The 19,782-nt window shown below is 68.9% G+C and carries 16 protein-coding genes and 1 riboswitch; of the genes, 8 read left to right on the top strand and 8 right to left on the bottom strand.

Features of this window, described 5'->3' with window-relative positions:
• The first annotated feature begins 284 nt into the window (after nucleotides 1-284).
• Together LDO27_RS11585 and LDO27_RS11580 are read left to right on the top strand one after the other, a co-directional pair.
• Nucleotides 285-1,856: a M30 family zinc metallopeptidase gene (locus tag LDO27_RS11585; RefSeq protein ID WP_224041894.1), complete on the top strand. Its 1,572-nt coding sequence runs from the start codon at nucleotides 285-287 to the stop codon at nucleotides 1,854-1,856.
• 96 nt (nucleotides 1,857-1,952) lie between these two features.
• Nucleotides 1,953-2,279 (top strand): hypothetical protein, encoded by a 327-nt coding sequence (locus tag LDO27_RS11580; RefSeq protein ID WP_222201519.1) that lies wholly within the window; start codon nucleotides 1,953-1,955, stop codon nucleotides 2,277-2,279.
• Between the two features lie 21 nt (nucleotides 2,280-2,300).
• Here the strand turns inward: LDO27_RS11580 and LDO27_RS11575 are convergent, their stop codons facing one another.
• From LDO27_RS11575 to xdhA, 7 genes are all read right to left on the bottom strand, one after another.
• Nucleotides 2,301-2,876: a TMEM165/GDT1 family protein gene (locus tag LDO27_RS11575; protein ID WP_222201518.1), complete on the bottom strand. Its 576-nt coding sequence runs from the start codon at nucleotides 2,874-2,876 to the stop codon at nucleotides 2,301-2,303.
• 77 nt (nucleotides 2,877-2,953) lie between these two features.
• Nucleotides 2,954-3,103, bottom strand: a riboswitch (yybP-ykoY riboswitch).
• A gap of 58 nt (nucleotides 3,104-3,161) precedes the next feature.
• Nucleotides 3,162-4,271: a fatty acid desaturase gene (locus LDO27_RS11570; RefSeq protein WP_224041892.1), complete on the bottom strand. Its 1,110-nt coding sequence runs from the start codon at nucleotides 4,269-4,271 to the stop codon at nucleotides 3,162-3,164.
• A gap of 198 nt (nucleotides 4,272-4,469) precedes the next feature.
• Nucleotides 4,470-5,816, bottom strand: coding sequence for a guanine deaminase (gene guaD, locus LDO27_RS11565; protein ID WP_224041890.1), 1,347 nt, complete (start codon nucleotides 5,814-5,816; stop codon nucleotides 4,470-4,472).
• Nucleotides 5,817-5,843: 27 nt separating this feature from the next.
• Nucleotides 5,844-6,890, bottom strand: a complete 1,047-nt coding sequence (locus tag LDO27_RS11560; RefSeq protein ID WP_224041888.1) for an adenosine deaminase — start codon at nucleotides 6,888-6,890, stop codon at nucleotides 5,844-5,846.
• Nucleotides 6,891-6,923: 33 nt separating this feature from the next.
• Nucleotides 6,924-7,934 (bottom strand): xanthine dehydrogenase accessory protein XdhC, encoded by a 1,011-nt coding sequence (gene xdhC, locus LDO27_RS11555; protein ID WP_224041886.1) that lies wholly within the window; start codon nucleotides 7,932-7,934, stop codon nucleotides 6,924-6,926.
• Between the two features lie 83 nt (nucleotides 7,935-8,017).
• Complete coding sequence (xdhB, locus tag LDO27_RS11550; protein WP_224041884.1) at nucleotides 8,018-10,426, bottom strand: xanthine dehydrogenase molybdopterin binding subunit; 2,409 nt, start codon at nucleotides 10,424-10,426, stop codon at nucleotides 8,018-8,020.
• Between the two features lie 15 nt (nucleotides 10,427-10,441).
• Nucleotides 10,442-11,971, bottom strand: a complete 1,530-nt coding sequence (gene xdhA / locus LDO27_RS11545) for a xanthine dehydrogenase small subunit (protein ID WP_224041882.1) — start codon at nucleotides 11,969-11,971, stop codon at nucleotides 10,442-10,444.
• Nucleotides 11,972-12,205: 234 nt separating this feature from the next.
• Here xdhA and LDO27_RS11540 point away from each other — a divergent pair, with 234 nt between their 5' ends.
• A complete protein-coding gene (locus LDO27_RS11540) occupies nucleotides 12,206-13,168 on the top strand; it encodes a LysR substrate-binding domain-containing protein (protein ID WP_222201511.1) in 963 nt (320 codons plus the stop codon).
• A 27-nt stretch (nucleotides 13,169-13,195) separates the two neighbouring features.
• Here LDO27_RS11540 and LDO27_RS11535 read toward each other — a convergent pair whose 3' ends face one another.
• Entirely contained in the window at nucleotides 13,196-14,032 is an 837-nt protein-coding gene (locus LDO27_RS11535; RefSeq protein ID WP_224041880.1) for an extracellular solute-binding protein, read from the bottom strand.
• Nucleotides 14,033-14,180: 148 nt separating this feature from the next.
• Here LDO27_RS11535 and LDO27_RS11530 point away from each other — a divergent pair, with 148 nt between their 5' ends.
• The 5 genes from LDO27_RS11530 to LDO27_RS11510 all read left to right on the top strand — a co-directional run bounded on the left by LDO27_RS11530 (nucleotide 14,181) and on the right by LDO27_RS11510 (nucleotide 19,778).
• Nucleotides 14,181-15,278 carry a substrate-binding domain-containing protein gene (locus LDO27_RS11530; RefSeq protein WP_224041878.1) on the top strand — a complete coding sequence of 366 codons (1,098 nt, stop codon included), beginning with the start codon at nucleotides 14,181-14,183 and terminating at the stop codon, nucleotides 15,276-15,278.
• 143 nt (nucleotides 15,279-15,421) lie between these two features.
• The gene (locus LDO27_RS11525) at nucleotides 15,422-16,060 is read left to right on the top strand and encodes a DUF4126 domain-containing protein (protein ID WP_224041876.1); all 639 of its coding nucleotides are present in this window, start codon (nucleotides 15,422-15,424) and stop codon (nucleotides 16,058-16,060) included.
• Nucleotides 16,061-16,094: 34 nt separating this feature from the next.
• A complete protein-coding gene (locus LDO27_RS11520; RefSeq protein ID WP_377747142.1) occupies nucleotides 16,095-18,689 on the top strand; it encodes an ABC transporter permease in 2,595 nt (864 codons plus the stop codon).
• A gap of 44 nt (nucleotides 18,690-18,733) precedes the next feature.
• Entirely contained in the window at nucleotides 18,734-19,183 is a 450-nt protein-coding gene (locus tag LDO27_RS11515; protein ID WP_224041874.1) for a group II truncated hemoglobin, read from the top strand.
• A complete protein-coding gene (locus LDO27_RS11510) occupies nucleotides 19,170-19,778 on the top strand; it encodes a DUF924 family protein (RefSeq protein WP_224041872.1) in 609 nt (202 codons plus the stop codon). Before LDO27_RS11515 ends, LDO27_RS11510 begins: the two co-directional genes overlap by 14 nt.
• The last annotated feature ends 4 nt before the right edge of the window (nucleotides 19,779-19,782 follow it).

The raw sequence follows: 19,782 nt of genomic DNA, 5'->3' as shown, positions 1-19,782 counted from the left end.
GGGGCGAAAGCCCCGTTTTTTCATGCCCTGCTTCGGTAGGGGGCGACTACATATGCGAACGGTACTGCCGTTATCTCCTGCTGCGACACCCCTCTTAGTCCAAGCAAGTGAGTCAATTCATGGCGTATCCAGAACAAAAGCGTATCGTTGCGGCCGCGGCGGCAATGTTGATGAGCGGTCTGATGGCCGCGTGCGGTGGTGGCGGCGACGACGCCGCGCCGGCAGCTGCCGCAAACCCGCCGGTCACGACGCCGGCGGCCCCCGCGGTCCCGGAGACCCCCTCGGTGCCGGAAACTCCGGAGACCCCGGTCGTCACGACGGGCCTGGTCACCGATTGCAATGGCGCCAACTGTTCGGCAACGACCGCCAACACGTACGCCGGCTCCGGCGTGGGCACGTGGAAGCTGGCCAACACGTCCGGCGCCCCGATGCAGGTGCCGGTCAATATCGGCGGCCTGTCCGGTCAGGACGTGATGCTGGTGCTGACCAACACGGGCGCCACGCCTCAGCCGATGCCAGCCATTGCCCTGGCCGACGTGCAGCGCCAGCCAAGCAACGCGCTGCTCAAGAGCGTGCTCGACGGCAAGACGGTAGAGTCCGCCGCCAAGGTGCGCATCGCCGAGTTCAACAGCAAGGGCGCCGCCGAACTGCTGCGCCAGAGCCGCCAGCGTCGCGACGTGCTGGCCGTGACGCCGCAACCGCTGCGGGCTGCCGGCTACGCAGTCGGCGATCCCCGTCCCTGGAATCACCTCAACGACAGCAACGTCGTCGAGGTGCGCAACACCACGCTGCGTCAGTACGTCAACATGGGCGATGGCACGGTGATCAATTTCTGGGTGGAGGACGGCGAATTCGATCTGGCCAAGGTCTCGCCGACGATCCTGAGCGGGCTGGTGGCCGCCTACACGTCCGCCCCGAACGCGATCCACAGCATGGTCGAGCAGGTCGCGGGCAAGGCGTGGGGTCCGCATGCCTATACCAATCTGATTGCGGACAATCAGACCATCGACATCGTGGTGCTGAACTTCAACAATGACGGGCAGGCCTACGGCACGCTCGGCTACTTCTGGGGCCTGAACAACTTCAAGCGCACGGCGGAGCCGGACAGCAACGAAGCGGTGGCGCTGTTCCTGGACGCGGAAACGCTGTACCTCGCCGGCACGACGGGACGTAAGCTGATGAAGTCCACCATGGCGCACGAGGCGACGCATATGGCGAACTTCTACCAGCGAGGCGTGGTGCCGACCGATGGCAAGGACTATCTGAACGATACGTGGCTTGAGGAAATGACGGCCATGGTGATGGAAGACCTGCTGAGCACGCGCATCGATGCGACCTACAACAAGATCCGCGACGTGCGGCTTGCTACCTATCTGAGCGCCGGCAACTACAACTGCACGTTGACGTCGTTTGTTGCGGGCCTGGTGTGCGACGGCTATAGCGTCTCGGGCAGCTTCGGCGGCTACCTGCTGCGCCAGTACGGTCTGGCTTTCTACAAGCACCTGCTGGCCAACAAGTCCTCCGACGATTCGCAGACAGTGCTGGATGCGTCGATCAAGGCAGCGGGCGGTCCGGGCCTCGGAGAGGCGCTGAGCCGCTGGAGCACGACGGCAGCGCTGCTGCCGGCCGGCACGTCCCCGGCGGGCTTCGGGTATCCCGGCCGCGTCGAGACCGACTTCACGATCATTCCGATCGAGGGGTCGATGTACAGCGCCGCGCGCACGCTGCCGGCCTCGGTGCCGCCGTTCCTGAAGGCGATGGCCAGCTTCCCGGTGCTGCGCCCCGCGGTATCGGGGACGTTCTCCGAAACCGTGACGGTACCCGCCAACACCACGCTGTCGGTGGTGATTCGCTGATATCGTGGCGCTGACAAGGTAGCGTCAGCGCGCGAGAACGATGGCGCGGCCGGTGACACGGCCGCGCCATTTTCCATTGGGATTCAGGAGAACAGCATGCGGTTTGGATCGACGATGGCCGCCATGGCCATGATGGTGGCCGGCGCCATGGCGTGCGCGGCCTGTGCAGCACCGGCACGGCAAGCCGGCGAGCGCATCACCGCACGCGGCGAGCTGCGCCTGTCCGGCAATATGCCGCGCCCGGCGGTGGTGCTGCACACCCCAGGCGAACAGCGGTGGGAACTGCTTGGCGTGCCGCTGGAGCGCGCGTCGGGCCTGCAGGGCACGATGGTGGAGGCCAGCGGCACGATCGAACGTGCCGCTACCACGGGACCGCAGCTGCGCGCCATTCGCGTGGAGACGCTGACGCCCGTCGAGCGCTGAACAGGGGCGTCGGACTTCGCGTCAGCCGCCCACGCCCAACAGCGCCAGCACCCCCAACACCAGGAAGATCCCCGCGGCGATCTTGTGCACCAGCGCGATCGGCATGCGCTTGGCGAAACGTTCGCCGAGCATCACGGCGGGCGCATTGGCCAGCATCATGCCGAAGGTCGTGCCGGCGACGACGGCCAGCACCTCGGTGGAGTAGCGCGCGGCCAGCGCCACGGTGGCAATCTGCGTCTTGTCGCCCATCTCGGCGAAGAAGAACACGACCGTGGTGGTGGCCAGCACGCCGATGGCGCCCTTGGCCGGCTTGGGCTGCTCGGCGTCGTCGAGCTTGTCGGGGATCAGCATCCAGCCGGCCATGGCGATAAAGCCGACACCGAGGATCCAGCGCAGCACGTCGGGGCCAAGCACCTGCGTGATCCAGCCGCCGAGGGCGCCGGCGAGGCCGTGATTGACGAGGGTGGCGATCAGGATGCCGGCAATGATGGGCAGTGGCTTGCGGTAGCGCGCGGCGAGCACCAGGGAGAGCAGTTGCGTCTTGTCGCCCATTTCGGCAAGGGCGACGATACCTGTGGAGATGAGGAACGAATCCATTGTTATTGGTGTACGGGCCGGCGCATCGCGAGATGCCAATGACGCGCGCCTTTCCCCGGCCCAGCCGGAAAGGCGACGTCATCGGTCTCGCCAGGCCTGAAACGGGCATTGCACCCGATCCCGAAGCTGCGCACGCCATAACCGCAAGCGGTCAAGTCTGTTGACGTACGCCCCCGTTCGTTCGTATTCCGATGCGAACGGGGCGGCTACTCCCCAATGGAAGCGCGCAGTATAACCGGCGCCGCGCGGGGCCGTCCAGTCGCGGACGTGCCCGCGCGCCGCGCATCAGGCCGGCACGGGCGAAGCCTCGGTGGTCTGGCGGCCGCGGAAATCGGTCCAGCACAGGGCCTTGAAGTCGTACAGCTTGCAGCGGCGGGCGGTGTCGAAGTACCAGCGCCACGTGAAGTTCTCGATGATGATGCGGCCCGGCAGCGCGTGCTCCAGCATGGCCTGCGCGCGCTTGAGGCGATACAGCGGCACGCTCATGTCGACGTGGTGGGCGGTGTGTTCCATGATGTGATGGAGCATCGCGCCCACCCCGTAGCGGAAGCGCAGGTGCACGGTGGTCGAGACGAACGGCTGGGCACGTGCCCACATGGCCTTGGTGTCGTACCACGCGACGCTGGCGTGGGTGTGGTGCACGTAGAGCACGAAGCCGACCGTAGCGTTCCATACCAGGAAGGGCACCACGAAGCCGGCCACGATCAGCAGCGCGGCCGATTGCCCGCTGGCGACGGCGATCCAGGCCAGCGCGCCGATCCACGCCGCGCCGAAGGCCGCGTTCAGCAGACAGTCCCACAGGAAGATCGGGCGCCGCGTCGCCATCTGGCGGCGGCCGGGGAAGAACAGCTTCAGCCACCAGATCTCGATCAGGTAGTACAGGCCCGCGCCGAGTCCGTTGCGATAGACGCGCTCGAGCGCGCGGCGCCAGCGGGGCAGGGCCTGGAATTCCTCGAGCGAGTACGGGGCCCACACGAAGTCGAAGCCCTTCAGGTTGGTATAGCCGTGATGGACCACGTTATGGCCGACTTCCCACAGGCTGTAGGGCGTCAGCGACGGCAGGAAGGCCAGCCGGCCCAGCAGCTTGTTGAGCCGGCGGTTCGGCGTGAGGCTCTGGTGGCAGGCGTCGTGGCCGATGATGAAGAGCCGGGCGATGATCAGGCCGACCAGCACGCCGATCGCGAGCTTGGCGAGCCAGTGCCCGGCCATGGCCACGCCCGCCAGGGCGGCCGCGAACAGCGCGGTATCGAGCGCGAACAGCGCCAGCGCGCGGGGCGTGCTGCGCTTGCCGAGCGGAATCAGCCAGCCGCGGATGATCTTGCGCGGCGGCAGCGGTTCGTCGGCGGGTACGGGGTCGGGAAGCAAGGCTCCGTCGGCCTTCAGGGAAGCGGTCATGCGTGATCCTGCTGTAGTCGGACAGGGAGAACAGGCGAACAAGGTCCGGCCGCGCGCTGCAAGCGCGGGCGGGCCGGGCACGACAGAGTAGGCGGCTTTTGCGACAGGCGTGTTGACGCCGGTCAAGAGGCGAGCGGAAGGCGCGGGATGCCTTTGGGCGCGGTCCCGCCCCAAGGGCGCGGAACCCCGGGAGCCAGCTCAGTGGACGGCGATCTTGGCAGCCGTCGCCGCGCCGGCGCCGGCCGTTTCGCCCATCACGTAGACGGTGTCGATCACGCGGTCGTCGCCCAGCATGGCGAAGGCGAACAGCTGCTCCTCCAGCGTCGCCGCGCGTTCGCTGCGGCGCGCCAGCAGCGGCGTGGCCGCGGGGTCCAGCACGATGAAGTCGGCCTCGTTGCCGATGGCGAAGCTGCCGATGCGGTCGGCCCAGCCCAGCGCCTCGGCGGCGCCCCGCGTGGCGAGGAAGAACATGCGCAGCGCGCTGAGGTGGTAGCCGCCCATGCGCGCCACCTTGTGCGCGGCGTTCATGGTCCGCAGCATCGAGAAGGACGTGCCGCCGCCCACGTCGGTTGCCAGCGTCAGGTGCAGCCGGTTGGCGTCCGACTCGTGGAAGTCGTAGAAGCCGCTGCCCAGGAACAGGTTGGACGTGGGACAGTGCGCGACGGCCGCGCCGCTGTCTGCCAGCCGCTTGCGGTCGTCCTGGTCCAGATAGATGGCATGGCCGTAGAACGCGCCGGGGCGCAGCAGGCCGTGGCGATCGTACACGTCCAGGTAGCTGCGCGCGGTCGGAAACAGCTCGGCCGCCCATTTGACCTCGTCGCGGTTCTCGGCGACGTGCGTCTGGATGTAGGCGTCGGGATGCGCGCTGGCGAGTTCGCCGCAGGCGGCCAGTTGCGCATCGGTCGAGGTAGGCGCGAAGCGCGGCGTGATGGCGTAGGCCAGCCGTCCGCGCCCGTGCCAGCGCGAGAGCAGGTCCGCCGACTCCTGCACGCCGGTTTCCGCGGTGTCGCGCAGGAACTCGGGGCAGTTGCGGTCCATCAGCACCTTGCCGGTGATCATCCGCATATTGCGGCGTTCGCTCTCGGCGAACAGCGCCTCGGCGGAGGCCGCGTGCACGGTGCTCCAGACCATGGCGCTGGTGGTGCCGTTGCGCAGCAGCTCGTCGGCGAAGAAGCCCGCCACGCCCGCGGCGTAGGCCGGTTCGCTGAAGCGCCGCTCCTCGGGAAAGGTGTAGGTGTCCAGCCAGTGCAGCAGGCCCGGCGAAGGCGAAGCGATGATGTCCGTCTGCGGATAGTGGACGTGCGTATCGATAAAGCCGGGCACGATCAGCTTGCCGCGATGGTCGATCACCTGCGCGCCCGCCGGAATGCGGTCGGCAAGCTGCGCGTAGTCGCCGGCCGCGGTGATGCGGCCGGCCGTGACGATCAGCACGCCGTCCTCCCAATACTGGTACGCGTCGTCATGGAATTGCGGATCGCGCAGGAAATGCAGCACGCGGCCGCGAATGGCGCGGGTCAGGTTCTGGGTGGCAGGCGAGGTCGTCATGGGCATGGATCGGGAGGCGGGCGCCGCTCAGGCGGCGGCCGGTTGGGTTGGCAAGGCGCTTTGCCAGAAGTGGTCCACTTCGGCCAGGTACTCGGCCTTGTGCATCGGCGAAAGGAAGGACGCCTCGAAGCTGTTGCGGGCGAGCTGGTGCGCATCGGCGGCATCGAGCGGCAGGGCTTCGAACACGGCCTCCCAGTTGGCGTTCATATAGCCGCCGAAATAGGCCGGATCGTCCGAGTGCAGCGTGACCGCAACCCCGGCGTCCAGCAGGCGCTTGAGGGAATGGTCGCGCAGGTCCGGATAGACCTTGAGCTTCTGGTTCGACAGCGGGCATACGGTCAGCGCGATCCGTTCGCGTGCGAGGCGCTGGACCAGCGCCTCGTCATCGATGGCGCGCACGCCGTGGTCGATGCGCTCGACGTGCAGGATGTCCAGCGCGTCGGCCACGTACTGGGCGGGGCCTTCCTCGCCGGCGTGCGCCACCAGATGCAGGCCCAGTTCGCGGGCGCGGGCGAACACGCGCGCGAATTTCTCGGGGGGATTGCCGCGTTCGGACGAATCCAGTCCCACGCCGACGAAGCGGTCGCGGTAGGGCAGCGCGGCCTCCAGCGTGGCGAACGCATCTTCCTCCGACAGGTGGCGCAGGAAGCAGAGGATCATGCGGCTGGAAAAGTCGTACTGGGTGCGGGCCTGCGCCAGCGCATCGGCGATGCCGTCGATGACGATCTCGATATCGACGCCGCGCGCGGTATGCGTCTGCGGGTCGAAGAAGATCTCGGCGTGGCGCACGTTGTCGGCCACCGCGCGCTGCACGTAGGCCATCGTCATGTCGAAGAAGTCTTCCTCGGTCTGCAGCACGCTTGCGCCGGCATAGTAGATATCGAGGAAGGACTGCAGGTCGGTGAACGCATAGGCCTGCCGCAGCGCGTCGACGCTGGCGTAGGGCAGCTTGACCTGGTTGCGCTGCGCAAGCCGGAAGATCAGCTCGGGCTCGAGCGTGCCTTCGATATGGACGTGCAGTTCGGCCTTGGGGGAGCGGCGGATGCGTTCAGCCAGCGCGGCGTCGAGCGTCATGGGGAATCCTCGTCTTGGTCTGCCGGTGGCGGTTCACCGGATTGCGGGGTGCGCCGCCGCGCCGTGCGGGTCCTGGGCGGCGGTCAGCGCGGCAAGGCGCTGATCGCGGACCTGCAGCAGCTGGGCGACGATGGCTACCGCAATCATAGCCGGAGCCTTGTCGGTGATGCCGGCGACGCCCATCGGGCAGACCATTTCGGGGAAGCGCGCGGGGTCGATGCCGTGCTCGGCCATCCGGTGCTCGAAGCGCGCGCGCTTGGTCTTCGAGCCGATCAGTCCGAAGTAGGCGAAGTCCGTCCGCCTGAAAATCCGCTCGCACAGGGCCTGGTCCAGCGCATGGCTGTGCGTCATGACGAGGAAATAGCTGCCAGGCGGCGCGGCATCGACCACGGCCTCGGCCGTGTCGGTGGCTTCGGCGGTCACATTGGCCGGCAGACCCGGCGGAAACAGCGTGTCGCGTTCATCCACCCAATGCACGGTGCAGGGCAGGGTGCCAAGCACCCGCACCAGCGCGTGGCCGACATGGCCCGCGCCGAACAGCACCACGTGCATCGCGTCGGGCACGACGGTGTCCTGCCATTCGCCGTTGGCGCCGAGCGCGACGCTGGCGACCGCGGCGCAGGCCCGGGCATGGCGGACGGGGCCGCTGGCCGGCACGGTACGGGTGAGCGCCTCGCGCGCGGCGAAGGCGTCCTCGATGGCATCGAGCCAGCCCAGATCGTTTCCGCCCAGCCGTTCGAAGCCGAGCTGCACCACGCCGCCGCAGCATTGCCCCAGCGCGGGGCCGAGCGGGATGCGCACGATCGCGCGCGCATCGGTGCCGGCCGCCAGCATCTCGCGCGCGATCGCCATGCCGCGCCACTCCAGGTGGCCGCCGCCGATGGTGCCGGTCAAGGCGTCGGCGGTGACCAGCATGCGCACTCCCGGCTCGCGTGGCGCGGAACCCTCGACCTCCACGATGGTGACCATGACGACGGGCACTCCGGCGCGCACCAGGCGGGCGGCGTCGCGGAAGTGGAAGGGTTGGAGCGGGGCGTCTTGCATGGGGTTTTCTTTGTCGGGCAGAGTTTGGGTCTTCAGGATGGCGGGCGGCTCGCAAATGCGACAGTCCGCCACCCGCCCCGCCTTCAGGCCGCCGGCACCGCCGTCGCCCCCGCGGCCACCGCCGCGCGGACCGCATCGACCGCATCGAGAATCGCTTCCGACGTGGCCGGCGCCCGCAGCGGCGGGTTGGTGCGATAGTCGCCGAGGCTCGCCACCGCATCGCGGATCGCGAAGAACACCGAGAACGGCAGCAGCAGCGGCGGCTCGCCCACCGCCTTCGAGCGGTGGATGCTGTCCTCCACGTTGGGGTTGTCGAACAGCCGCACGTGGAACGCCTCCGGGCAGTCGTTGATCGTCGGGATCTTGTACGTCGACGGCGCATGCGTCATCAGCCGGCCCTTGTCGTTCCACCACAGTTCCTCGGTGGTCAGCCAGCCCATGCCCTGGATGAACGCGCCTTCCACCTGCCCGATATCGATGGCGGGGTTCAGCGAGCGGCCGGCATCGTGCAGCACGTCGGCCTGCAGCAGGCGCCATTCGCCGGTCAGCGTGTCGACCAGCACCTCGGAGCACGCGGCGCCATAGGCGAAGTAGTAGAACGGCCGGCCCTGCAGCTTGCTCTGGTCCCAGTACAGCTTGGGCGTGGTGTAGAAGCCGTCGGACCACAGCTGCACGCGCGCCATGTATGCCTGGCGCGCGAGGTCGGCGAACGACAGCCGCAGCTCGCCGGCCACCACGAGGTCGTCGCCGAAGCGCACCGTGGCGGCATCGACGCCGGCCTGCCGCGCGGCGAACTGCGCGAGCCGTTCGCGGATCTGGCGCGCGGCGTCCTGCGCCGCCTTGCCGTTCAGGTCGGTGCCGGTCGATGCGGCGGTGGCCGAAGTGTTGGCCACCTTGCTGGTGTCGGTGGCCGTCACCCGGATCCGCTCGAGCCGGATGCCCAGTTCGTGCGCCACCACCATCGCTACCTTTGTGTTCAGCCCCTGGCCCATTTCGGTGCCGCCGTGGTTCACGAGCACCGAGCCGTCGTTGTACACATGCACCAGCGCGCCGGCCTGGTTGAAGTGCGCCACATTGAACGAGATGCCGAACTTGACCGGCGTGATGGCGATGCCCTTCTTGAGCACCGGGCTCGCCGCGTTGAACGCGCGTGTCGCGGCGCGGCGGGCGCGGTAGGCACTGCTCGCCTCGAGTTCGTCCAGCAGCTCGTGGATGACATTGTCCTCGACGGTCTGGCCGTAGGGCGTGACGTTGCGCTCGCCCTTGCCGTACAGGTTGGCACGGCGCACGTCGAGCGCGTCGCGGCCTACCGTGCGGGCGATGTTGTCCAGGATGTACTCCATCGCGAAGGCGCCCTGCGGGCCGCCGAAGCCGCGGAACGCGGTATTGCTCTGCGTGTTGGTCTTGCCGCAATAGCCGTCGATCTGCACGTTCGGCAGCCAGTAGGCATTGTCGAAATGGCAGATGGCGCGGGTCATCACGGGGCCGGACAGGTCGGCCGAGAAGCCGGCGCGGGACACCATCTCCACCGCCACCGCTTCCACGCGGCCCTCGTCGTCGTGGCCGACGTCGTAGCCGAACACGAAGTCATGGCGCTTGCCGGTGATCATCATGTCGTCGTCGCGGTCCGGGCGCAGCTTGACAGGGCACATCAGCTTCCACGCGGCCAGCGCCGCGCAGCAGGCGAACAGCGCGGACTGCGATTCCTTGCCGCCGAAGCCGCCGCCCATGCGGCGGCATTCCACCACCACCTGGTGCGCCTGCCAGCCCAGCATGTGCGACACCACGTGCTGCATCTCGGACGGATGCTGGGTCGAGCACCAGACGTGCATGCCGTCGTTTTCTTTCGGCGCGGCATAGGCGATCTGGCCTTCCAGATAGAACTGCTCCTGCCCGCCCAGGCGGATCTGGCCGCTGTCGCGATGCGCGGCCGTCTCCAGATGCCGGTGCGGCTCGCCGCGCGACAGGTGCATCGGCGGCAGGACATAGCTGCCGGCGGCGTGCGCCGCTTCGGGCGTCAGCACCGGCGGCAGGTCCTCGTAGTCGACCTCGGCCAGGCGCGCGGCGCGGCGGGCGGCATCGTGCGAGCTGGCCACCACCAGGAACAGCGGCTGGCCGACGAACTGCACGGTCTCGCGCGCCAGGATGGGATCGTCGTGCAGGATGGGGCCGCAGTCGTTGACGGCCGGGATGTCGTCCGCCGTCAGTACCGCCACCACGCCGGGCGCGGCGCGGACCTTGTCCAGGCCGATGGCGCGGATGCGGGCGTGCGGCCGCGCGCTGGTGCCGAGCGCCGCGTGCAGCGTGCCGGCGAGCTCCGGAATGTCGTCGGTGTAGGTGGCGGTGCCGGCCACGTGCAGATGCGCCGATTCGTGCGGGCGCGAGATGCCGACCTGCGGCGGGGTATCGGTGGCGATATCGGCGCCGATATCGGCCACGATGCGCGCGGCGGCGCCGCTGTCGAGCAGGAAGGTGTCGGTTTGCTTGTTCATGCCGGGCGCTCCTCGTTAGGCCACGGTGGCGGTGGCGGCCGTGGCGGCCGGCTCGCCGGCGCCCGCGGCGCGCACATTGACCGCGGCGGCGGGCAGCGCGCCGTCGCGGGTCTCCAGCCAGAAGCGGTACAGCAGGTTGGCCGCGCCGCGCATGCGGTAGGCCGCGGTGGCCCGCATATCGGTCAGGGGCTGGTAGTCGTCGGCGAGCGCGCGCATCGCGGCCGTGGCCGTCGTTTCGTCCCACGGCTTGCCAAGCAGCGCCGCTTCCGCGTGGGACGCCCGCTTGGGGGTGGCGGCCATGCCGCCGAAGGCGATGCGCGCCTCGCGCACCGTGCCGTCCTCGACCCCGACGGAGAACGCGGCGCAGACCGCCGAGATGTCCTCGTCGAAACGTTTGGACAGCTTGTAGGTACGGAAGTGCTGGCGCCCGCCCTGCGCGGCCTTCAGCGGCACGCGCAGCGCGGCGACGAATTCGCCCGGCGCCATCGCGGTCTTCTGGTAGGCCAGATACAGGTCTTCGAGCGGCAGCGTGCGTTTGTTGTCGCCGTGGCGCAGCACCACTTCGGCGCCGAGCGCGATCAGTGCCGGCATCGAGTCGCCGATCGGCGAGCCATTGGCGATGTTGCCGCCGAGGGTGCCGGCATTGCGGATCGGCAGCGAGGCGAAGCGCTTCCACATTTCCTCGAGCTCGGGATGCGCCTCGTTGAGCGCCGCGTAGGCGCGCTCGAGCGATACCGCGGCGCCGATCTCGATCGCGCCGTCCCGCTGCGCGATGCCGCGCAACTCGTCCACCTGGCCCACATAGAGCAGGTTGCCGAGCTCGCGGAACTGCTTGGTGACCCACAGGCCAACGTCGGTGCTGCCCGCCAGGATGCGGATGCCGGGCTCGGCGGCCTTGATGGCGGCGAAGTCGGTCGCCGTCCGGGGCGCGTGAAAGTGCTGGCCGTCCGCGCTGTAGTGGAAGGTTTCGTCGCGGCGCAGCGCGCGCAGCGTATCGGCGATGGCGCGCGGATCGAGCCGGTCGGTCTTGGGCGCCGGCAGGCTCATCATGCGCTGGCCGGCTTCGATGATCGGCCGATAGCCGGTGCAGCGGCACAGGTTGCCGGTCAGCGCATCGCAGATGGTCTGGCGCGAGGGCTTGTCGCCCGCTGGCACGTGGCGCTGGTACAGGGCCCAGAGCGACATCACGAAGCCGGGGGTGCAGAAGCCGCATTGCGAGCCGTGGCATTCGACCATGGCTTCCTGCACCGGGTGCAGCGCGCCATCGGCCTGCCGCAGGTCCTCCACGGTGATCAGCGCCTTGCCGTCGAGCGTGGGAAGAAACTGGATGCAGGCGTTGACCGCCTTGAACGCAACCTCGCCATCGTCGCCCAGTTCGCCGAGGACCACGGTGCAGGCGCCGCAGTCGCCCTCGGCGCAGCCTTCCTTGGTGCCGGTGCAGCGCGCGTCCTCGCGCAGGTACTGCAGGACGGTGCGCGTGATGGGGGCGCCGGATACTTCGCGGACCTGGCCGCGATGGAAAAAGCGGATGGGTTGCGTCTCCATGGTCTCTCTCTTTTGGGTGATGGGGACAAACATAGCACCGCCGCCGAGGAAGCAATATTCGGCCCAGGTGATATGCCCCATCAAGCCGCGGCGTGGTCCGGCGGCCGGGCCGCGGCGGCGGCCAACGGGGAAATTCCCATATGGCCGGCGCCCGATGCGCTGGCATACACTATGCGCCGTTCCCGGCCTTCACGTCATGCGGTCTTGCCCATATCAAGCCGCGCGTATTTCCCCATGCATGGACGCGACCATCTCGATACCTATCTGCTGCGGGTACTGCATACCCTGCTGACCGAGCAGAGCGTCACCCGCACCGCCGTTCGGCTGGGGCAGTCGCAGCCCGCGATCAGCAATACGCTCAAGCGCCTGCGCGAGATCACGGGCGACGCCATTCTGGTGCGCGGCAAGAACGGCATGGTGCCGACCGAGCGCGGGCGCGAGCTGCTGGCGCTGGCCGAGCAGAGCCTCGACGCGATGGACCGCATCGCGCGCCCGCCGCAGCATTTCGAGCCGGCCACCACCACGCGGGTCTTCCATCTGGGCGCGCCGGATTATCTGGATGCGTTCTTCCTGCCCAATATCGTCGAGCGCGTGCGGCGGTTGGCCCCCGGGGCCAAGCTGTTCGTGCACCCGATGACCAGCGGCAACGACTTCCTGGAGTCGCTGGAGCAGGGCAAGCTCGATATCGTCGTCGGCAACTGGCTGTCGCCGCCGGAGCACCTGCATATCTCCCCGCTGTTCGAAGACGAGGTGGTGTGCATGCTGGGCGCGCAGCACCCGCTGGCGCGCAACGGGCTGACGCTGAAGCACTATCTGGAGATGCCGCATCTGGCGCCCGCGCCGTATGCCTCCATGCAGCGCAGCATGATCGACCAGGCGCTGGCCGAGCAGGGTTACAAGCGCAATATCCAGGTCACGCTGCCGTACTTCGGACTGGTGCCGTATGTGCTGATGAAGACCGATATGGTCTTCACCACGGGCCGGCAGTTCGCCGCGCACTATGCGCAGTACCTGCCGATCCGGATGGTGCCCGCGCCGGTGGAGTTTCCACGCATGCGCTTCTACCAGCTATGGCACGAGCGCTGCCATGCGGCGCCCGATGTCATGTGGCTGCGGCGGATGATCGCCGAGGTGGCGGCCGACCTGCCGGTGCTGCCGCGGCTCGACATGCTGGCCGAGCCGCAGCCGTCGGCCTGAACCCCGGGCCGACGCGGCGCGACCGCATCAGGAGCCGGTCTTGTAGTTGGGGAAGAACAACTGTTCGCCGTCGACCTTGAAGGCGCTGATCGCGGCCTGGCCCTCGGCGGAGGTCAGCCATTGGATCAGCTTCCTGGCGTCGGTGTAGTTGATGCCCTGGTGCCTGGCCGGGTTCACCGCGATCACGCCATACGGGTTGAACATCTTCGGGTCGCCCTGCAGCGCGATGGCCAGGCCCGTCTTGGCCCGGTAGGCGCCGTAGGTGGCGCGGTCGGACAAGGTGTAGCCCGGCATCTGCGCCGCCATGGTCAGCACTTCGCCCATGCCCAGGCCGGCATTGACGTACCACGGCTGGCCCTTGGGTTCGATGCCCGCCTGTTTCCAGTAGTCCTTTTCCATCACGTCGGTGCCGGAGTTGTCGCCGCGCGAGATGAACTTGGCGCCGCTGCCCGCGATCTTCCTGAAACCGGCGATCACGTCCTTGCCGCCCTTGAGGCCCGCCGGATCGTTGGCCGGGCCGACCACCACGAAATCGTTGTACATGACGTCGCGCCGGTCGATGCCGTAGCCGGCGGCCACGAAGACGTCCTCCATCTTGCGGGCATGCACGAGCAGCACGTCCACGTCGCCCATCTCGCCCATCTTCATCGCCTTGCCGGAGCCGACCGCGATCACCTTGACCGTGACGCCGGTCTTGCGCTCGAACTGGGGCAGCAGGACCTTGAGCAGTCCCGAATTCTCGGTGCTCGTGGTGGTGGCCAGCTTCAGCTCGCCGGCATGGGCTGCGGATACCGCCAGCAGGCAGGCAAGGCCCGCGGCGCGCAGGACGCCGGCGAGGCGGCGCATGGGGATGGATGGGAGCATGGACTTTCCTCTTGAAGTTATGTTCTCGGAAACATAATTGCCATCGCGTGCCCGTGTCGTGGAGAATGCGGCTGGCCGTAACTGATGGTGAACCGGGAGGCATTGTCGGTGAGCCACCCGCGCGAAGTAAATAAGAAGGGAAGAACATATGTCGTTCGGCTTTGACCTGTTTCCGGTGATCTCCGCGGAGGACAATCCGCGCGCCAACGGCAAGGTGTTCCAGCTGCTCAAGGCCGTGCGGGAATGCGGCTCGCTGCACCGGGCCGCGGCCGATATCGGCCTGTCGTACCGCCATGCGTGGGGCGTCATGCGGGCCTGGGAAGCCATGCTCGGCCGGCCGGTGCTGGAAATGGAGCGCGGGCGGGGCGCTTCGCTGACGCGCTATGGCGAGCGCCTGCTGCGCGCCGAGGCGCGGTTGCGCGAGGCGGTCGCGCCGACCATGCAGAAGGCCATGGCCGAATTCATGGCGGAGCTGGACGATGCCGCGCGGCCGCAAACCCGGCTGCATTTCTCGGGCAGCCACGATCCCGCCATGGAGGTGCTGGCCGAGGCTCTGCGTCAAAGCCCGTCCGGTCTGCACCTGGATACGGTGTTCTGCGGCAGCGTCGAAGGGCTGATCTGCCTGCATGAGCGCCAGTCGGAGCTCGCCGGCTTCTACCTGTCGCCGATCCAGACGGCCGGTTCGGTCGCCCACCTGACGCTGCGCAAATGGCTGCGCCCGGCCGGCGTGCGCCTGATCCGGGTTGCCTCGCGCGAGCAGGGACTGCTGGTCGCGCCCGACATGGCGCGCGAGATCCGCGAGCTGCGGGACGTGGCGCGCACCCGTGCCCGCTTCGTCAACCGCCAGCGCAGTTCGGGCACGCGCCTGCTGTTCGACCAGCTGCTGGCCACGCAGGGCCTGTATCCGGACCAGATCGTCGGTTACGAGGATCCCGAGTTCAGCAACGAGAAGGTCGCCGAAGCCGTGCATGCCGGGCGTGCGCAGGTCGGCTTCGGCCTGCGGATGAACGCCGAGGCGCACGGCCTGGGCTTCGTGCCGCTCACGCGCGAGATCTATTACCTGGCGCTGCGCAAGACCGATCAGCTGGCGCCATGGGTCCATGCCATGCTGGCGCTGCTGGCCGACCCGGCCTTCGCCGCACGCATCCATGCCTTGCCCGGCTACGCGATGGTGGAGGCCCGCGGCCTGATGGCGCCGGAGGAGGCGCTGCCCTGGTATGGGGCGGACGGCAAGGAAGGCGCCTGACGCTTCGCTCCTTTCCACCGCAGGCGGAGGAGGTGGGAAACCGTGAGGGGCGGTCGCCCATTGCGCTCCGTATTACACTGCGCCCATAGGCCGCCGCGTCCGCGGCCCGGCCCCGACTCCCGACGGCATCCGCCGACACCGCAATGCTGGAAACCGCCGCGCTGGCCGCAGGCATGTCCTGGGCCAGCGGCTTCCGTCTTTACCTGGCCGTGTTCGCCGCCGGCGTGCTCGCCCGCGCGGGCTGGCTGGATCTGCCCGCGGGGCTGGAGCCGCTGCAATCGGTGTGGGTCATCGGCATCGCGGCGGCGATGGCCGTGGCGGAATTCGTCGCGGACAAGGTGCCGGGCTTCGATTCGGTCTGGGACGGCATCCATACCTTCGTGCGCATCCCGGCCGGGGCCATCCTGGCGGCCGCCGCCTTCGGCGAACTGGACCCGCAGTGGATGGTCGCCGCGGGCCTGGTCGGCGGCACGCTGGCCGGCACCGCCCACGCCGCCAAGTCCGGAGCCCGCGCGCTGATCAACGTGTCGCCGGAACCCTTTTCGAACTGGGCGGCCTCATTCACCGAGGACGTGACGGCCACCGGCAGCCTGCTGCTGGCCTTCTTCCTGCCGGTGCTGTTCCTCGTCGTGCTGGCGATCTGCCTGCTGCTGGCCGTCTGGCTGCTGCCCAAGCTGTGGCGCGCGGTGCGCCGGCTGCACGGGGCATTGACCGGGCGGCCGAGCGGCGCGGTGGTGACGGAGCCGCCGGGCCGGCGTGGCAGACCGCCTCGCCAGTACTGACAACGTCAATCCAATCCTTTCCAGAATCGAACCGATGCCGACCGAATCCGCTGTGCCGACCCTTGCGCCCACGCTCGCGCCGCCTGCGCGGCACGCCGGCTTCTCCGCGTGGCGCCAGGCATGGCGGATGGCGCAGCGGGACTGGCGCGCGGGCGAGCTGACCCTGCTGCTGTTCGCGCTGGTGCTGGCGGTGGCGGCGCTGACCAGCGTGGGCTTTCTCGCCGACCGCATGCGCCTGGGCCTGGAGCGCGACGCGCGCCAGATGATCGCCTCGGACGTGCTGCTGGTCGCCGACCAGCCGTTCGACGCTGCCTTCGCCGCCCGCGCCGCGCAGATGGGTCTTGTCACCACGCAGACCGTGGCCTTTCCCAGCATGGCGACCGCCCGCAAGCCCGGGGCGTCCGCCGACGAGGCGCCGTCGCAGCTTGCGGCGCTCAAGGCGGTGGGGCAGGGGTATCCGCTGCGGGGCGAGCTCAGGACGGCCGCGGCGCCCGGGGCCGCGGGCGAGCCGGCCAAGGGCATCCCGGCCGCCGGCACGGTGTGGGTCGACGAGGCCCTGCTCGGCGCGCTGGGCGTCGCGGTCGGCGACAGCGTGCAACTGGGCAGCCGCACGTTCCGCATCGATCGCGTGATCACGCAGGAGCTCGACCGCGGCACCGGCTTCATGAACTTCGCCCCGCGCGTGATGATGCCGCTGTCGGACCTGGAGGCCACGGGACTGATCGGCTGGGGCAGCCGGGTCACCTACCGCCTGCTCGTGGCGGGGCCGGATGCCAGCGCGGCGGCCTTCCAGAAGTGGGCGAAGGAAGAGATCGACGCGCGCAAGCTGCGCAACACGCGCATCGAGTCGCTGGACTCCGGCCAGCCGCAGATGCGCGCCACGCTGGACCGCGCCGAGCGCTTCCTGTCGCTGGTGGCGGTGCTGTCGTCGATGATCGCCGCCGTGGCCATCGCCATGTCGGCGCGCCGCTATATGCAGCGCCATACCGACGCGTGCGCCGTCTACAAGTGCATGGGACTGTCCCGGCGCGACATCCTGCTCGCCTTCGGGCTGGAATTCCTGCTGGTCGGCGCGCTGGGTGCCGCGCTGGGCGTGCTGATCGGCTATCTCGGCCACTATGGACTGCTGGCGTCGCTCGGCGATCTGCTCAAGGTGTCGCTGCCGCAGCCCTCGCCGCTGCCGCTGGTGGTGGGCCTGCTGGCCGGGCTGGTGCTGCTGGTCGGGTTCGCGCTGCCGCCACTGCTGGCCCTGACACGCGTGGCGCCGTTGCGGGTGCTGCGCCGCGACGTGGGCATGCCGCCGGTATCCGTGTGGATCGCCTACGCGCTCGGGCTGGGCGCCTTCGTCGCGCTGCTGCTGGTGGCGGCCCGCGACCTCAAGCTCGGCCTGCTGACCGCCGGCGGTTTCGCCGGCGCGGGCGTCGTGTTCGCGCTGCTGGCGCTGGGCCTGCTGACGCTGCTCTCGCGCGCGATGCGCGGGCGTGCCGCCGGCGGCAGCGCGGTGGGCTGGCGCTTCGCGCTGGCGGTGCTGGAGCGCCGGCGCGGCATCACCGTGCTGCAGACCGTGGCGCTGGCCGTGGGCCTGATGGCGCTGCTGCTGCTGGGCATGACGCGCAACGACCTGATCGATTCCTGGCGCAACGCCACCCCGGCCGACGCGCCAAACCGCTTCATCATCAATATCCAGCCGGACCAGCGCGCGCCGCTGCAGGAGATGCTGAAGGGGGCCGGCATCCAGGGTCTGCTCTACCCGATGGTGCGCGGACGCCTGACGCATATCGACGGCCAGCCGGTGGCCGGCGATCGCTACGAGGACGACCGCGCGCGCAGGCTGGTCGAGCGCGAATTCAATCTGTCCTATACGGACGTGCTGCCGGAGGGCAACCGCGTGGTGGCCGGCCAATGGCTGGACGGTACCCGGCCCGAGGCGTCGATGGAGGAGGGCATCGCCAAGACGCTGGGCGTGAAGCTGGGCGACACGCTGCGCTTCGATGTGGCGGGGCAGTCGGTCGAGGCGCCGGTCACCTCGCTGCGCAAGCTCGACTGGAGTTCGATGCGGGTCAACTTCTTCGTGATCCTGCCGCCGGCGTCGATGCAGGGCATGCCCGAGACCTATATCACCGCGTTCCACCTGCCGCCGGAGCGCGCGGCGCTGGGCAACGAGTTGATCGCGCGCTTTCCCAATATCACGGTGGTCAATACCGATCTGATCCTGCGCCAGGTGCAGGGCGTGCTGGACCAGGTCATCGCCGCGGTGCAGTTCCTGTTCGTCTTCACGCTGGCGGCCGGCGTGACCGTGCTGTACGCGGCGCTGTCCGGCGCGCGCGACGAGCGCAAGCGCGACGCGGGCCTGCTCAAGGCGCTGGGGGCGTCGGCCGCGATGGTCAGGCAGACGCAGTACGCGGAATTCCTGGTGGTGGGCGGCCTGGCCGGACTGCTGGCCAGCATCGGCGCGCTGGCGGTTGGCTGGGGTCTGGCGGAATTTGCCTTCGATTTTCCCTACGTGTTCAACCCGTGGATCCTGCCGGTGGGCGTGGTTTCTGGCATGCTTTGCGCTTTCGCGGGCGGCTGGCTGGGCCTGCGCGAGGTGCTGCGCCAGCCCGCGCTGGCGACCCTGCGCGAAGCCTGACGGCATCCGGCCCCGCCGCCGCGCGCCAATCTGACTGAATCTGCATGTCCAACGAATCGCAACAACAAGCGCAACAGCAAGCGCAACAACAACCCCAACAGCAGGATGCCCCGGCCGTCACCGCCTTCGATCTGATCGGCGGCGAGGCGCGCGTGCGCGAGCTGGTCGACCGCTTCTACGACCTGATGGACCTGGAAGCCGAATTCGCCGGGCTGCGCGCGCTGCATCCGGCCTCGCTCGATGGCTCGCGCGACAAGCTGTTCTGGTTCCTGTGCGGCTGGCTGGGCGGCCCCAACCACTTCATCGAGCGCTTTGGCCACCCCCGGCTGCGCGCGCGGCACCTGCCGTTCGAGATCGGCATCAGCGAGCGCGACCAGTGGATGCGCTGCATGGCGCTGGCGATGCAGGATGTCGGCCTGTCCGAGGATCTGCAGATGCGGCTGATGAAGGCGCTGTTCGAAACCGCGGACTGGATGCGCAATGTCGCGCGCTGACGACTTCGCCGGGACGGCCGCGCAGGTGCTGGGCTTCTGGTTCGGCGAACCGGGCTCGGCGGAATGGGACGCGGTGCGGTCCGTGTGGTTCACCAAGTCCGAGGCGTTCGATGCGGTCGTGCGCGAACGCTTTCTCGGGGCGTGGGAAGCGGCGCACGCGGGCACCGACGGCTGGGACGAGACGGCCGCATCGCCGCAAGCCCGGTGCGCGCGCATCGTGCTGCTCGACCAGTTTCCCCGCAACATGTTCCGCGGCGATCCGCGCAGCTTCGCCACCGACGCGCAGGCGCTGGCGCTGGCGACGCGGATGGTGGAGTCGGGCGACGATCTGCGCCAGCCCACGCCATGGCACCGCATGTTCTGCTACATGCCGTTCGAGCATGCGGAATCGGCCGAGGCGCAGCGCAGCGCGGTCAGGCTGATGACGGCCCTGCGGGACGACACGGCTGGCCGTGTCGACGTGGTGGAATGGGCCGTGAAGCATCAAGTCGTGATCGACCGCTTCGGACGCTTTCCGCACCGCAACCGGGTGCTGGGCCGCGTCAGCACGCCCGAAGAGGAAGTCTTCCTGCGCGAACCCGGCTCGTCGTTCTGAGCGG

It is taken from the genome of Cupriavidus respiraculi (genome assembly GCF_914271545.1).
GTDB lineage: Bacteria > Pseudomonadota > Gammaproteobacteria > Burkholderiales > Burkholderiaceae > Cupriavidus > Cupriavidus respiraculi.
The sequence above is the reverse complement of the archived record's forward strand: the minus strand, read 5'-3'. Positions and strand labels throughout refer to the sequence as shown.